The organism is Herbidospora daliensis (genome assembly GCF_001570585.1).
In the GTDB taxonomy this organism is placed as follows: Bacteria; Actinomycetota; Actinomycetes; order Streptosporangiales; family Streptosporangiaceae; genus Herbidospora; species Herbidospora daliensis.
This window is the reverse complement of sequence record NZ_BBXF01000002.1, coordinates 907033-920762: the sequence shown is the minus strand read 5'-3', so window position 1 is coordinate 920762 and position 13730 is coordinate 907033. Positions and strand designations below refer to the sequence as shown.

13 protein-coding genes are annotated in these 13730 nt (G+C 69.8%); 9 read left to right on the top strand and 4 right to left on the bottom strand.

Going from position 1 to position 13730, the window contains the following annotated elements:
* Positions 1–43: 43 nt before the first annotated feature.
* A complete protein-coding gene (locus AW274_RS10705; protein WP_062430882.1) occupies positions 44–1327 on the top strand; it encodes an adenylosuccinate synthase in 1284 nt (427 codons plus the stop codon).
* Between the two features lie 68 nt (positions 1328–1395).
* Positions 1396–2295, top strand: a complete 900-nt coding sequence (locus tag AW274_RS10700; protein ID WP_062430881.1) for a glycerophosphodiester phosphodiesterase family protein — start codon at positions 1396–1398, stop codon at positions 2293–2295.
* On the opposite strand, the gene corA is transcribed toward AW274_RS10700, so the two are convergent.
* On the bottom strand, positions 2292–3395 hold the full coding sequence (corA, locus tag AW274_RS10695) for a magnesium/cobalt transporter CorA (RefSeq protein WP_062431874.1): 1104 nt from the start codon (positions 3393–3395) through the stop codon (positions 2292–2294). The two genes, AW274_RS10700 and corA, sit on opposite strands and share 4 nt — an antisense overlap.
* A gap of 260 nt (positions 3396–3655) precedes the next feature.
* On the opposite strand from corA, the gene purD reads away from it, so the two are divergent.
* The 3 genes from purD to AW274_RS10680 all read left to right on the top strand — a co-directional run bounded on the left by purD (position 3656) and on the right by AW274_RS10680 (position 8102).
* Complete coding sequence (purD, locus tag AW274_RS10690) at positions 3656–4873, top strand: phosphoribosylamine--glycine ligase (protein ID WP_062430880.1); 1218 nt, start codon at positions 3656–3658, stop codon at positions 4871–4873.
* Positions 4874–5325: 452 nt separating this feature from the next.
* Positions 5326–6597 carry a UDP-N-acetylglucosamine 1-carboxyvinyltransferase gene (gene murA, locus AW274_RS10685; protein WP_062430879.1) on the top strand — a complete coding sequence of 424 codons (1272 nt, stop codon included), beginning with the start codon at positions 5326–5328 and terminating at the stop codon, positions 6595–6597.
* A 212-nt stretch (positions 6598–6809) separates the two neighbouring features.
* The gene (locus tag AW274_RS10680) at positions 6810–8102 is read left to right on the top strand and encodes a transcriptional regulator (protein WP_030456307.1); all 1293 of its coding nucleotides are present in this window, start codon (positions 6810–6812) and stop codon (positions 8100–8102) included.
* 585 nt (positions 8103–8687) lie between these two features.
* On the opposite strand, the gene AW274_RS10675 is transcribed toward AW274_RS10680, so the two are convergent.
* Positions 8688–9290: a TetR/AcrR family transcriptional regulator gene (locus AW274_RS10675; RefSeq protein ID WP_062430878.1), complete on the bottom strand. Its 603-nt coding sequence runs from the start codon at positions 9288–9290 to the stop codon at positions 8688–8690.
* A 72-nt stretch (positions 9291–9362) separates the two neighbouring features.
* Here AW274_RS10675 and AW274_RS10670 point away from each other — a divergent pair, with 72 nt between their 5' ends.
* Entirely contained in the window at positions 9363–10049 is a 687-nt protein-coding gene (locus tag AW274_RS10670) for an SDR family NAD(P)-dependent oxidoreductase (protein WP_062430877.1), read from the top strand.
* Positions 10050–10079: 30 nt separating this feature from the next.
* Here AW274_RS10670 and AW274_RS10665 read toward each other — a convergent pair whose 3' ends face one another.
* On the bottom strand, positions 10080–10886 hold the full coding sequence (locus AW274_RS10665) for a hypothetical protein (RefSeq protein ID WP_062430876.1): 807 nt from the start codon (positions 10884–10886) through the stop codon (positions 10080–10082).
* A gap of 286 nt (positions 10887–11172) precedes the next feature.
* Between AW274_RS10665 and AW274_RS10660 the strand changes: the two genes are divergently transcribed.
* Genes AW274_RS10660 through AW274_RS10650 form a run of 3 tightly spaced genes read left to right on the top strand, consistent with a single transcriptional unit; the run spans position 11173 to position 12584 of the window.
* Positions 11173–11349 (top strand): hypothetical protein, encoded by a 177-nt coding sequence (locus AW274_RS10660; RefSeq protein WP_157520002.1) that lies wholly within the window; start codon positions 11173–11175, stop codon positions 11347–11349.
* Positions 11346–11630, top strand: a complete 285-nt coding sequence (locus AW274_RS10655; protein ID WP_062430874.1) for a hypothetical protein — start codon at positions 11346–11348, stop codon at positions 11628–11630. Before AW274_RS10660 ends, AW274_RS10655 begins: the two co-directional genes overlap by 4 nt.
* Positions 11631–11690: 60 nt before the next feature.
* Entirely contained in the window at positions 11691–12584 is an 894-nt protein-coding gene (locus AW274_RS10650; RefSeq protein ID WP_062430873.1) for an EamA family transporter, read from the top strand.
* Here AW274_RS10650 and hisC read toward each other — a convergent pair.
* A complete protein-coding gene (hisC, locus tag AW274_RS10645; RefSeq protein ID WP_062430872.1) occupies positions 12559–13632 on the bottom strand; it encodes a histidinol-phosphate transaminase in 1074 nt (357 codons plus the stop codon). The genes AW274_RS10650 and hisC overlap by 26 nt on opposite strands.
* Positions 13633–13730: the final 98 nt, after the last annotated feature.

The window sequence follows — 13730 nt, the reverse complement described above, 5'->3', positions numbered from 1 at the left end:
CGCTTGCGTCAGGGGCTTTGGTTTTTGTTCCGGGAGATTGACCATGCCGGCTGTCGTTCTCGTGGGCGCCCAGTGGGGCGATGAGGGCAAAGGGAAGGCCACCGACATCCTCGGTGGCGTCGTCGACTACGTCGTCCGTTACCAGGGCGGCAACAACGCGGGTCACACCGTCGTCATCGGCGACCAGAAATACGCCTTGCATCTGCTGCCCACGGGAGTGCTGTCCCCCAACGTCACACCCGTGATCGGAAACGGCGTCGTGATCGACCCGGGCGTGCTGCTCGGCGAGATCGACGGGCTGGCCGCACGGGGCATCGACTGTTCACGGCTGCTGATCTCGTCGAACGCGCATTTGATCATGCCCCACCACAAGGCCCTCGACAAGGTCACCGAGCGCTACCTCGGCAAGGCCAAGATCGGCACCACCGGGCGGGGCATCGGGCCGGCGTACGGCGACAAGATCTACCGGATGGGCATCCGGGTGCAGGACCTGCTCGACCCGGGCATCCTGCAGAAGAAGATCGAGGCCGCGCTCAACGAGAAGAACCAGATCCTCACCAAGATCTACAACCGCCGCGGCCTCGACCCGGCGAAGGTCCTGGAGGAGTACCTCGGCTACGCCGAGCGGCTGCGCCCCCACATCGCCGACACCGCGCTCATCCTGAGCAAGGCCCTCGACGACGACAAGTTCGTGCTGCTCGAAGGCGGCCAGGGCACCCTGCTCGACATCGACCACGGCACCTACCCGTTCGTCACCTCGTCGTCGCCGACGAGCGGCGGCGCGTGCGCCGGTTCCGGCATCCCGCCGACCCGCCTCAACCGGGTGATCGGCATCGTGAAGGCGTACACGACCCGGGTGGGTTCGGGCCCGTTCCCGACCGAACTGCTCGACGAGACCGGCGAGTGGCTGCGCAAGACCGGCCACGAATACGGCACCACCACCGGCCGCAACCGCCGTTGCGGCTGGTACGACGCCGTGATCGCCCGCTACGCCTCGCGTGTCAACGGCGTGACCGACTTCTTCCTCACCAAGCTCGACGTGCTGTCGGGCCTGGAGAAGATCCCGGTCTGCGTCGCCTACGACGTCAACGGCGTGCGCCACGACGAGATCCCGATGACCCAGACCGACTTCCACCACGCGAAGCCGATCTACGAGGAGTTCCCGGGCTGGGAGGAGGACATCACCTCCGCCAAGACCCTCGACGACCTGCCGCCCAACGCGCAGGCCTACGTCAAGGCGCTCGAAGACATCTCGGGCGCGCCGATCTCCGCGATCGGCGTCGGCCCCGGCCGAACCCAGACGTTGCAGATCAGGTCCCTGGTCTGATTTCGAGGCACGCCGATCGGAGCCCCAATACAAGGGACCGGTCGGCGTGCCTTGTAGGGTTCGCGGTTGTGCACCGACCTGTTGAGTTGCACGGGCACCGGGGCGCCCGCGGCCTGCGGCCCGAGAACACCCTGCCCGGTCTCGCCTACGCGCTGGAGATCGGCGTCGACGCCATCGAGTTCGACGTCGTGCTGACCGCCGACCACCAGCTGGTCCTGAGTCACGACCTGACCGTCTCCGCGGTGACGAGCCGCGACACCGGCGCCGAGCAACTGGTCGGCCGGCCGATCAACCAGCTCACCCTGGCGCAGCTGCGCACCCTCGACGTGGGGGTGCGCCGGCCCGTCCGCGACGACGACCCGTTCATGCGCACCCAGGTCGGCCGGCCCGACACCCGCATGCCCACGCTGGGCGCGGTGCTCGGGCTCGTCAGCGCCTACGGCGCCGACCACGTGCGGCTGAACGTCGAACTCAAGTCAGACCCGACCCGGCCCGAGTTGTCGGCCGACCCGAAGGTCTTCACGAACCTGGTCTTGGACGAACTGGCGCGGCACCGCCGGATCGACAACTCGGCCATCCTGAGTTTCGACTGGCGCATCCTGGCGGCGGCGCGAGACGCCGTGCCGCAGCGATACGCGCTGGTCGAGGCGGCGACCATCGACCCGGTGTGGATGGCGGGCTTCGACATCCGCGACTTCGAGGTCGACATCGCGGGCGCGGCCGAGGCCGTCGGGGCGACCGTGTTGTCGCCCGACCGGGTGCTGGTCGACAAGCAGCTGATGACGGGCGCGGCCCGGCGCGGCCTGCCCGTGGTGGTCTGGACGGTCAACGACCCCGTCGAGGCGGCCGAACTGCTCGACCTCGGCGTGGCCGCCATCGTCACCGACTACCCCGACCGCATGCGGGAGTTGTGGAGCGCTCGCGGCATTCCGCTGCCGCGTTCGGTGAAGGCCGTCGCCGCCGTCTAGAGCCAGCCGTTGCGCCGGAACGCCCGGTGGAGCAGGGCGCAGGCGACCACCATGACGCCGACCACCACCGGGTAGCCCCAGACGGCGTCGAGCGCGGGCATGTGCTCGAAGTTCATGCCGTAGATGCCCGCGATCATGGTCGGCACGGCCAGGATCGCCACCCACGAGGAGATCTTGCGCATGTCCTCGTTGGCCAGGGCGTTGGTGCGGGCGAGCGCGGCCTGCAGGATCGAGTCGGAGAGCTCGTTGCTCGACTGCACCTGCTCGCACACGCGCGACAGGTGGTCGGAGACGTCGCGGAAGTACTCCCGCATGTCGGAGGGGATGATGCGGCGCTGCGGCAGCTGGGAGAACGGGGTGTGCAGCGGCGCGACGGCCCGCTTGAGCTCCAGCATCTCCCGCTTGAGGTGGTAGATCCGGTTGATGTCGCGCGAGCTGACCTCGGCGAACACGGCGGCCTCGACCTCTTCGAGCTCGGCCTGCATCTGGTCGGCGACGTAGAGGTACTTGTCGACGACGTGGTCGGCGATGGCGTGGAGCACGCCGGTCGGGCCCCGGTTGAGCAGCTTGGGCTTGTCTTCGAGCTTCTCGCGCACGTCGCTGAGCGGGCTGTGGGCGCCGTGGCGCACGGTGACGACGAAGTCGGGGCCGACGAACACCATGATCTCGCCGGTGGCGATGATCTCGGCCGACTCGGTCAGCACCTCGTGGTCGAGGAAGGCGACCGTCTTCAGCACCACGAACAGGGAGTCGCCGTAACGTTCCACCTTGGGCCGCTGGTGGGCCTTGACCGCGTCTTCGACGGCGAGGGGGTGCAGGCCGAACGTCTCGGCCAGCCACTCGACCTCGGGCGCCTCGGGCTCGAAGAGCCCCACCCAGACGTAGGCGTCGGGCTTGGCGGCGTCTTCGTTGTGCTGCCGGACCAGCTGGACGGCCTGCGCGATCCCGTCGGCCGCGACCTTCCGGCCGCCGATGTAGGCGCCGAAGGTGATGAGCGAGTCGCTCGACGGAACGCAGGGGAACTTCTTGTGCTCGCGCACCGGGGAGACCGCGGTGGCGGAGCGGGTGTAACGACGGGGGAAAAGCGTGGCGGAGCGCATGTCGGTCCCTTCGAAGGCCGAGCTCACATGCTCCACGCGAACAGCGGAGTCACCCCTTACACGGGCGCGGGCATGCGGGCGGCGTGCATCTGGAAATGGAGAGGGATGTCGCGCACGTCAGACGTGCGCGTGCACGTACTGACGGGATCGCCAGAAGACACCCGTACCACCTCCAATCGCCACTTGACACCGCAAAGCCAACCCAAAATATCACAGGGTCCCAGGATAACCGTGGTTGCCGGGCCTGAGAGAATGCGTGGGTGCGAGTTCTGGTGATCGGTTCAGGAGGCCGTGAGCACGCGATCTGCCGTGCTCTCCGACCCGCCGAGGTGCACTGCGCGCCCGGCAACGCGGGCATCGCGGAGGTGGCGCGGCTCCACGACGTGTCGCCGCTCGACGGCTCGGCCGTCGCGGCGCTGGCCCTCGACCTCGCGGTCGACCTGGTGGTCGTCGGGCCCGAGGCGCCGCTGGTCGCCGGGGTGGCCGACGCCGTGCGCGCGGTCGGCGTGCCGTGCTTCGGCCCGTCGCGCGAGCCCGCCGCGATCGAGGGCTCCAAGAGCTTCGCCAAGTCGGTGATGGAGTCGGCCGGCGTGCCGACCGCCCGCGCCTTCACCTGTACGACCCCAGAAGAGGCCCTCGACGCCCTCGACACCTTCGGCCCGCCCTACGTGGTCAAGGACGACGGCCTGGCCGCCGGCAAGGGCGTCGTCGTGACGTCCGACCGCTCGGCCGCGCTGGCCCACGCCGCGGCGTGCGGGCGCGTGGTGATCGAGGAGTACCTCGACGGCCCCGAGGTGTCGCTGTTCGCCCTCTGCGACGGCAAGACCGCCGTCGCCCTCCAGCCCGCGCAGGACTTCAAGCGCGCCCACGACGGCGACGAGGGCCCCAACACGGGCGGCATGGGCGCCTACACCCCGCTGACGTGGGCCCCCGAGGGCCTGGTCGACGAGCTCATGACCACCGTGGTCACCCCGACGGTCAACGAGCTGGCCCGCCGGGGCATGCCCTACACCGGCGTCCTCTACGCCGGTCTGGCCCTCACCAGCAAGGGCCCTAAGGTCATCGAGTTCAACGCGCGTTTCGGCGACCCCGAGACCCAGGTCGTGCTCGACCGCCTGGAGACCCCCCTCGCCGACCTGCTGCTGGCCTGCGCGACCGGCGAGCTCGCCGCGCAGCCTCCCGTGTCCTTCCGTTCGGGCGCGGCCGTCACCGTGGTGATCGCGGCCGAGAACTACCCCGACACCCCGGTGAAGGGCGACGCCATCGAGGGCCTGGCCGAAGAGGTCGAGGGCGCCTACGTCCTGCACGCCGGAACCGCGCTGAACGACGGCCGGGTCGTCTCCAACGGCGGGCGGGTGCTCAACGTGGTCGGCACCGGCGAGACGGTGGCCGAGGCGCGGGAGCGGGCGTACGAACTCGTGGGGCGCATCGAGATGCGCGGTTCCTTCCACCGGAACGACATCGCCGCGGGGCGTTAGTCACAGGAGTCACTGTTTTCCCTGTTCCGGGCGCTGTCTCCTGACAAAATGGGACAAGTGCAAGGGTGCTATTCCGGTAAGGCGCGCCGTGGCCATGGGGTCGCGGCGTGTCTGATTTCGGGCGTTGAAGGGCGTACATAAGACCGGAAATCTCGTTCTACCAGCTGGGGGAACACGCCCTCGACCAGCGTGGACGCCGGTTTTGGGATGGATTTCACAGCGTTTCGGGCGCTTTTGGTCGATTGACCGATCTCGGCAGGTTCGGTGTGGAACTTCGCATTCCAGACCAGATCTCCAAGGCGGTTGGCGGAGCCCTTTAACGGCCTTACGGGCCGCACTTTCCGGGGGTGGTTTCGCCGCGAATGACCCCGGCTAACGGCTACTGTGGGCCGATACCCGGCTACCGCACCTGCCGCACCATCCTCTCCACCCCCAACCGAGGAGACTCATTCATGGTTCGTTACCGCGTGCGCGGTGGCAATGCGCTGCGTGGAACCGCGTTCGTCCAGGGCGCGAAGAACGCCGTGCTGCCCATGATCGGGGCGGCCCTGCTGGCGGCAGAAGGCCGGACCGTCCTCCGCAACGTCCCCCTCATCGAGGACGTACGGCGGGCGATCGAGCTCGCCGAGGCCGTCGGCGCCCGGGTGCAGTTCCACGAGGCGGAGCGCACGCTCGTCATCGACGCCTCCGGGGTGACCAGCCCCGTGCTGCCCGAGGAGATCGCGTCGCGGTTCCGCGGCGTGATCCTGTTCGTGCCGGCGCTGCTCCACCGGGTCGGCGAGGTCATCGTCGAGGGCGTCGGCGGGTGCAATCTGGGCGCCCGCAACCTCGACTTCCACTACAACGGCTACAAGCGGCTCGGCGCCCTGGTCGACGAGCAGGAGAGCACGATCCACATCAAGGCCGCCGGGCTGACCGGGGCCACGCTCTACCTCGACCGGCCCTCCCACACGGGCACCGAGAACCTCATCATGGCCGCCGCGCTGGCCCAGGGCACGACGGTCATCGAGAACGCGGCGCTGGAGCCCGAGGTCCTCGACGTCATCGAGATGCTGCGCAAGATGGGCGCCGACATCCGCGGCGAGGGCACCGGCTTCATCACCGTCGAGGGCGTACGCGAGCTCAAGGCCGTCGAGCACACCGTCATGGCCGACCGGCTCGACGCCGGGGCGTTCATGATGGCCGCGGCGATCACCGGCGGCGAGGTGACCCTGCTCGGCACCTCGCTCGAGCACCTCGGCGTCGTGCGGTGGAAGCTGGAGCAGATGGGCGTGGAGTTCTTCCAGGAGGGCGCCGTCGTGCACGCGCGCCGCGACGGGCAGCTGCGGCCGATCAACGTGATCACCGACACCTACCCGGGCTTCGCGACCGACCTGCAGCCGCAGCTGATGGCGATGGCGGCGCTCGCCGACGGGCCGAGCTACATCCACGAGCGCATCTTCGACGGCCGCTTCGCGCTGGCCGGCGAGCTCAACAAGATGGGCGCGCGGGTCGAGGTGAACGGCAGCCGGGCGGTCGTCCACGGGCCCACTCCGCTGCGCGGCGCGACCGTCGAGGCGCACGATCTGCGGTCGGGCATCGCGCTCGTGCTGGCGGGTCTGGCGGCCGAGGGCGAGACGGTGATCGAGTCGGGCTACCGCGTCGACCGGGGCCACGCCGACATCGCGCAGCGCCTCCGGGCCCTCGGCGCCGATGTGGAACGCGAGATTTCCCCTTTTGCCTAGTTCGACGTCCATAATGGCATTGACCAGCCACAACATAATGGGAAAGGACCGTGCCGCCCTTCTCAGAACGGTATTCCGGAAAATCCGGGCGTGACATTACGGCCTCCGGGAGCGATCGTTCCAAAGAGAAGTCAATCGAGAAGGCGCGCGGGATGGGACGAACATTGGTCGAGCGCACTGAAGACTCACCGCGCGGCCGCGTGGGGGGCGGAATGGGCGCTGGAACGCCGGACCTCACCATCGGTGTGGTGGGGCCCCATGACCTCGTCGAGCGGGTCATGCTCATGGGACACGCCGCCGCTCCGGTGCCGTGCCGCCTCGTGGCGGCCGCGTACCGGGACGAGCAGGAGGCATCCGACAAGGTCACGCGGCTGGGCGGCGTAGACGCCTGCCTATTCGCCAGCCCGATCCCCTACGAGCTGGCGCGACGGGCCGGGGTGCTGACGATGCCGGCGACCCACGTCCAGCTGGGCGGTGCGGCCCTGACGGCCGCGATCGCACGGGCGGCCCTCGACGATCGCATCGACCCCAGGAGGGTCAGCGTCGACGTGCTGAGCCGGGGCGAGGTCGACGAGGCGTTCGCGGACCTGGGCATATCCACGGCAGAGGTACACAGCCGCGACGAGCCGGGAGCGACCGGCACGATCGCGGCCTATCACGAGCGGCTGGTCCGCCAGGGCGCCACCACCGGCGCCTTGACCTGCATACCGGGCGTGGCCGACCGATTAACGGCCGCGGGCATCCCCACGGTCCGCATTCGGCCGACCTCGGCGGCGGTCCGCACCGCTCTCCACACGGCGGCCCTGCTCGGGGCGCACCACCGGCTGGAGGAATCCCAGCTGACGGTGATCCTCGTCGAGGTGCCGACGCTGCGGGAGCCGATAAGGCGGGCGGCCCCGCGCTACTGGCGTGACGAGCTGCGGCTCTCCCTGCACCGCCTGCTGGTGCAGGAGGCCAACCGCATCAACGCCAGCGTGTGGCCGATCGACGACCACAGCTACCTGGTGGTCGCGACCCGCGGATCGATCGCCGGCGCGACCGACGGCTTCCGGGTGCTGCCCTTCGCGGCGAGGATCCGCGACGAGCTGGGCCTGGCGGTCGAGGTGGGCGTCGGCATGGGCCGGACCACCCACGACGCGGAGACCCACGCACGGGCCGCGCTGGCCCGCACCCAGGCGGGCAAGCAGGCCCAGGGCTTCGCGGTCGACCGGGAGGGACGCACCCTGGTGCCCCCGCCCCGGATGCCCCCGCAGTCGGCGGGCCCGGCCAAGCCGAAGGGCGTCGAGGTGCTGGCCAGACTGGCGGCCAAGCTCGAAGGCGGCGACACCGTCGTCGACGCCGAGGGCGCGGGCAAGATGCTGGGGGTGACACCGAGAACGGCGCGGAGACTGCTGCGCACGCTGGTCGACGAGGGACTCGCGTGGCCGCTCCCACCCAACCGGACACCCCAACCGGGGCGACCCCGGCAGCTCTACCGGCTGATCGTGGAGAAACTGAACCGCTGAGGCGGCTTGAGCGCCCGGCATCCCCTTTACGGGGTGCCGGGCGCTCTTTTTTGTGTACGGATAGATCCGGATAAATCCGGATGTGGAATTCACTTCACCGGATTCGAGAAAGTGCGGGGCTGACGGGGCGGGAGTTGCGCAATATTGCGCAAACTCACTGAAAGCCATGAAATTCCATGACGTGTACGAGCGCGGGGCCGCCTGCGAGGCGGCGTTTATGTTGGACCGCCCGGTGAAAGCAGTCGGAGGCGCCCGGGTTTTCCACAAGGCGGCCCGTTCGCCGGGGAAAACGTCGGTCGCCGGAGCGACGATCACCACAACCCAGGGCGGGCGGGCCCGACCCGCCGCCCAAGTCCCCGCCACCCAGGTCGGCCCCTACACGGGCCCCAGGCCGACCGCGACGAGGCCGCGAGGATGGCCGGGCGCTCGTTTCTCCCAGGCCGACCGCGACGAGGCGGCGAGGATAGCCGGGCGCTCGTTTCTCCCGGGGCCGACCGCGACTCTCCCGGGCCAACCACGACGAGGCGGCGAGGATGGCCGGGCGCTCGTTACTGCTCTCCGGCGGTGTGAGCCGGGCCGTTCAGGTCACCATGTGACGGCGCGCAGGGCGATGTCGAGCGAGGCCTGCAAATCCTCGCGGGTCGCTCCCGCCGCGGCGTGGACGGCGTTGCCCTCGCTGAGGGTCATCACGAACCGGGCCAGGGCCCGTGCGTCGACGCCCTCGGGGAGGTCGCCCTCTGCTGCCGCGCGTGTCATCCGTTCTTCGAGGGCCGCCTCGGTGGCGGCGCGGCCGGCGGCCAGGATGGCGGAGATCTGGGCGTTCTCCGGTGAGCAGGCCAGGCCTCCCTGGATGGACAGGCAGCCCGGCGGGTGGTCGCCGGTGGTGAGCGCGTCGGCGCTGGAGCGCAGGAAGGCCTCGATCGCGGCCGACGCCGTTGGCTGGTCGAGCGCGGTGCGGGCGGCGGCGACCTTGGTCTCGTGGTAGCGGGCGAAGGCGCGCCGGAAGAGCTGTTCCTTGCTGCCGAAGGTGGCGTACAGGCTCGGGCGGTTGAGGCCCATCGCGCCGGTGAGGGCGCTGAGCGACGCGCCCTCGTAGCCGTGCTGCCAGAAGACCTCGATGGCCCGGTCGAGGACCGTCTCCTCGTCGAAGGCCCTCGGTCGTCCGACGGTCGGCGTGTCAGCGCTCATGAGGTCACTCTACCGCTCGGTACAAAACCTGGTACGTTGAATTTAGAACCGAGCGGTACAAAAAGGAGACCCATGACCGTCACACTGATCACCGGAGCCAACAAGGGCATCGGCTTCGAGACGGCCCGGCAGCTTCTCGACCTGGGCCACACCGTCTACGTCGGCGCCCGCGACCCCGAACGGGGCGAGAAGGCGGCGGCGACGCTGGGCGCGAAGTTCGTGCAACTGGACGTCACCGACGACGCCTCGGTGCGCGACGCGCTGGCGGCGATCGACGCGGCCGAGGGGCGGCTCGACGTGCTCGTCAACAACGCGGGCGTCCTCGGCGACGGGCCGATCGACGGGCCGAAGGCCCTGTGGGTGTTCGACACCAACGCCGTGGGGATCGTCCGCGTCACCGAGGCGGCGCTGCCGCTGCTGGGCAGGTCCGCGAATCCGACGGTGGTCAACGTGTCGAGCAGCGTCGGGTCGTTCTGGGTGGTGAACAACCCCGACCGGCCGGAGTACGGCATGCCGCTCGCGCTCTACGCGGCGTCCAAGGCGGCGGCCACCATGCTGACCGTGCAGTACGCCAAGGCCCACCCCGGCATCAGGTTCAACGCGCTCGAACCCGGCACCACCGCCACCGACATGACCGCCGCGTTCGGCATCGGCAGGCCGGTTGAGGAGAGCGCCGCGATCGTCGTCCGCCTGGCCACCCTCGGCCCGGACGGCCCGACCGGAACCCTCCAGGACGAGAACGGGGTGCTGCCCTGGTAGGCCGTCTTCCGAAGGTCGTGACGGGGGGTGTCAGCGGGCCCGGCCGGCGGTGAGTGCGGCCTTCTGGGTGGCGGCTTCCGCGTGGAGGAAGGCCTGGATGAAGATGACGTTGCGTTTGGCCGGGTGAGGGCGGCGGAAGGCCAGGTCCCCGGCGGCCCGGAGCAGGCCGGGGCCGTGTAAGCGGAGGGTCATCGCCTCGGCGATCGTCCCCGTGGCCTCCTGCTGCCATTCGGCCGCCGCCTCCAGGAGCAGGCGGCGGTAGGCGGGGGTCACCTCCTCGCGGGTGGCCTCGCAGGCGAGCAGGACCGCCGCCTGGTAGGCGGCGCCGGCGTCGCCCTGGCCGGCCCGGCGGAGGATGGCGGCGCCCACGCGGCCCCAGGCGATCGGCATGCGGAAGGCCGTCGACTTCACGGGGGCCAACACGAGCTCTTTCGGGGTCTGTTCGAGGATGTCCCCCGGCACGTAGGGCATCAGCGGTCTGGCCGGGGCGTCGCGGGTCTCGACGGCGTCCCAGACCTCGGCGAACTCCTGGGTCAGGGCGCTGATCGCCTGGGGGGAGGCGGCCATCCGGCCGTTCATGGTGCCGGACTTGTAGAGGACCGTGACGATGGTGCGGATGAGGGGCCAGCCCGGCAGCCGGGTGAACCGGCCCTTCATGATGTTGGACAGGTGCGAGGTGGAGAGAGCGCGCCACTCCTCTCCGGTGTCCGCCCTGATCATGGTCTCCGCCAGCTCCACCATCCGGCCGTAGCTGGGCCGTCCCGCCTTGCGGTAGAGGGCGTCGAGCTTGGCCAGGAGGACATCGCAGTCGATCCGCTCCCCACGTGCATCACCCATGAGCGAGTTCCGTTTCTCGAAACAGTCAAAGACAGCCGCGTGGGCCGGAAGGGCGTGACCGGTGATGGTGGCGAGATTAGTGGGTTCGCAGGGGCTACGCCCCATATTTCCAAAACGTCGCGAGCGCGAGGATTAACCAAGTCATCCGGTTACGTCCAGAGTCGTCCACAGGCGTCCAGACCTGCGGAAAGACGTACAGGAACAGATGATCTTCGGGTCGCGGGCGGCCCGCGCTGATATCTGTCTGGGGTCACCCACTATGCGCTATCGGAAAGAAAGTCAGGAAATGTCGCCCGTCGTTTCTTTGATCATCGCGGCTCTCGTTTCCGCCGTCGTCGCACTGATCTGCTACATCGTCAGTCTCCGGTCGGGAAAGACCGCGCCGACCGCGTTCATGACGTCGGGAGGGGCCTATCTCGGGGCGGCCACGTTGTGCCTGCTGGTGCTGGAGTACCTCCGGTGAGCCGGCTCCGGCTGAAGGAGGTGCATCCCCGGCTCACGGCGGCGATCGTCGACCTGCTCGGGGGCGACCCCCTCGCGACCACCGTCGACGAACTGCCCTATTTCGGGGTCTGCGCGTGCTCGCGGGGGTGCCGGAACCTGCTGACCTCGCCGCCGGGGTCGGCGAGCCCCCGGTCGCTGCCGCTGCTGCTGGCCGGGACGGAGGTCATCGGGCTCAGCCTCGATCCGACCGGGACCGCGATCACCGACATCGAAGTGCTTGATCCGGCCTTGTACGGCTGATGCCCGATTTCGGGCCCCGCCCTGGAGGGCTTTGCCCACGTTTGGCTATTGTCAGGAGTCATGCAGCGGGACGGTCGTGACATTCGCGTGTGGGTCCTCCTGACGACCGTCTACATCGTCTGGGGATCGACCTATCTGGGCATCGGGATCGTCATCGAGACCATGCCGCCCTTCGTCTCCGGCGCTCTCCGGTTCATCGTGGCCGCCGCGATCCTCGGCGTGTTCCTGCTGATCAAGAGCGGGCCGCAGGCGTTCCGGATGAGCCGCCGGGAGTTCCTCGACGCGGCGGCGGTCGGGCTGCTGCTCCTCACGGGCGGCAACGGGATGGTCGCCGTGGCCGAGCAGCACATCTCGACCGGGCTGGCCGCGCTGCTGGTCGCCTCGACGCCGCTCTGGCTCGTCATCATGCGCACGGTCTTCCGCGACCGGCCCCACGTCCTGACGCTGACCGGCGTGCTCGTCGGGTTCCTCGGCGTGGCCGGGATCTCGTTGACCGGCGGGATGTCGGGCGGCACGGTCGGCGTGGTGGTGATCCTGCTGGCGTCGTTCTCGTGGGCCGTGGGGTCGTTCATGTCGGGGCGGGCGCCGATGCCGAAGAACCCCTTCGCCGCGTCGACGGTGGAGATGGTCGTCGGCGGGGCCGGGCTGCTGGCGTGCAGCGGGCTGGCCGGGGAGCACCTCGTGTGGTCGCAGGTGTCGGGGGCGTCGTGGGCGGCGCTGGCCTACCTGATCCTCGTGGGGTCGCTGGTGGGGTTCACCTCGTACGTGTGGCTGCTCGGCAACGCGCCGATCTCGCTCGTCTCCACCTACGCCTACGTGAACCCCGTCGTCGCGGTCGCCCTCGGCATGATCATCCTGGGCGAGACCGTGACGGCCATGATGGTGGCCGCCGGTCTCGTCATCGTCGCCGGGGTCGCGCTGGTGGTCTCTACCGAGCGGAGACGTGTGTCCTGAAGGCCTGCGCGGCCCTCAGGAAGACGTCGTTGGCCTCACGGTCACCAATGGACACACGGGCACCCTCCGTGCCGAAAGGCCGCACAGCGACGCCCTCAGCGGCGCACGCGGCGGCGAACGCGGGGGTGTCGTCGCCCAGCCGGAGCCAGACGAAGTTGGCCTGCGACTCGGGGACCGTCCACCCCTGGATGATCAGCGCCTCGCGGACGCGGGCGCGCTCGGCGACGACCCGCTCGACGCGCTCCAGCAGCTCCTCCTCGGCGGCCAGCGACGCGACGGCGGCGGCCTGGGCGAGGTGGTTGACCGCGAAGGGGACCATCGTCTTGCGGACCGCCGCGGCGATCGGCTCGGGACCGATCAGGTAGCCGACGCGCAGGCCGGCCAGGCCGTAGGCCTTGGAGAAGGTGCGCAGCACGGCGACGTTGGGGCGGTCGCGGTAGATGGTCAGGCCGTCGGGGATCGCCTCGTCGCGCACGTATTCGCGGTAGGCCTCGTCGAGGATGACGAGCACGTCCGACGGGACGGCGTCGAGGAACGCGGTCAGCTCGGCCGCGCGGTTGGCGGTGCCCGTCGGGTTGTTGGGGTTGCAGACCAGGATCATGCGGGTGGCCGGGGTGATCGCGGCGCGCATCGCGTCGAGGTCGTGGGTCTCACCGGCCAGCGGGACCTGCACGGAGACGACCCCCGCCAGGTCGGCGAGCAGCGGGTAGGCCTCGAACGAACGCCAGGCGTAGATCACCTCGGCGCCCGGGTCGCCGACCGTCTCGAAGAGCTGCTGGGCGACGGTGACCGAGCCCGCGCCGAGCGCGACGTTCTCGGGCGGCACGCCGTAACGGGCCGCGAGCGCCTCGGTCAGCCGGACCGCCGCCGGGTCGGGGTAACGGTGCACGTTCGCGGCGGCCTCGGCGATGGCGGCGACGACGCTGGGGAGCGGCGGCTCGGGGGACTCGTTCGAGGACAGCTTGTACGACCGCCCGTCGGCCGACACCACCGCCTTGCCCGGCGTGTATGCCGTCATGGTGTCGAGCACGGCCCTGAACTGCGGCATCTATTCCACCCCTCCGTTGCGGCGATGTGCCCACACCCTACTTGAGGTCATTCGTGACGATCTCAGAGTCGTCCCAGGAACACCCCTTAGGATGCGGC

Excerpts from the sequence above, each read along its gene's own strand:
- AW274_RS10705 (WP_062430882.1), top strand. The coding sequence starts at position 44 with ATGCCGGCTGTCGTTCTCGTGGGCGCCCAGTGGGGCGATGAGGGCAAA.
- corA (WP_062431874.1), bottom strand. The coding sequence starts at position 3,395 with ATGCGCTCCGCCACGCTTTTCCCCCGTCGTTACACCCGCTCCGCCACC.
- murA (WP_062430879.1), top strand. The coding sequence starts at position 5,326 with ATGGTTCGTTACCGCGTGCGCGGTGGCAATGCGCTGCGTGGAACCGCG.
- AW274_RS10680 (WP_030456307.1), top strand. The coding sequence starts at position 6,810 with ATGGGCGCTGGAACGCCGGACCTCACCATCGGTGTGGTGGGGCCCCAT.
- AW274_RS10675 (WP_062430878.1), bottom strand. The coding sequence starts at position 9,290 with ATGAGCGCTGACACGCCGACCGTCGGACGACCGAGGGCCTTCGACGAG.
- AW274_RS10670 (WP_062430877.1), top strand. The coding sequence starts at position 9,363 with ATGACCGTCACACTGATCACCGGAGCCAACAAGGGCATCGGCTTCGAG.
- AW274_RS10665 (WP_062430876.1), bottom strand. The coding sequence starts at position 10,886 with ATGGGTGATGCACGTGGGGAGCGGATCGACTGCGATGTCCTCCTGGCC.
- AW274_RS10660 (WP_157520002.1), top strand. The coding sequence starts at position 11,173 with ATGTCGCCCGTCGTTTCTTTGATCATCGCGGCTCTCGTTTCCGCCGTC.
- AW274_RS10650 (WP_062430873.1), top strand. The coding sequence starts at position 11,691 with ATGCAGCGGGACGGTCGTGACATTCGCGTGTGGGTCCTCCTGACGACC.
- hisC (WP_062430872.1), bottom strand. The coding sequence starts at position 13,632 with ATGCCGCAGTTCAGGGCCGTGCTCGACACCATGACGGCATACACGCCG.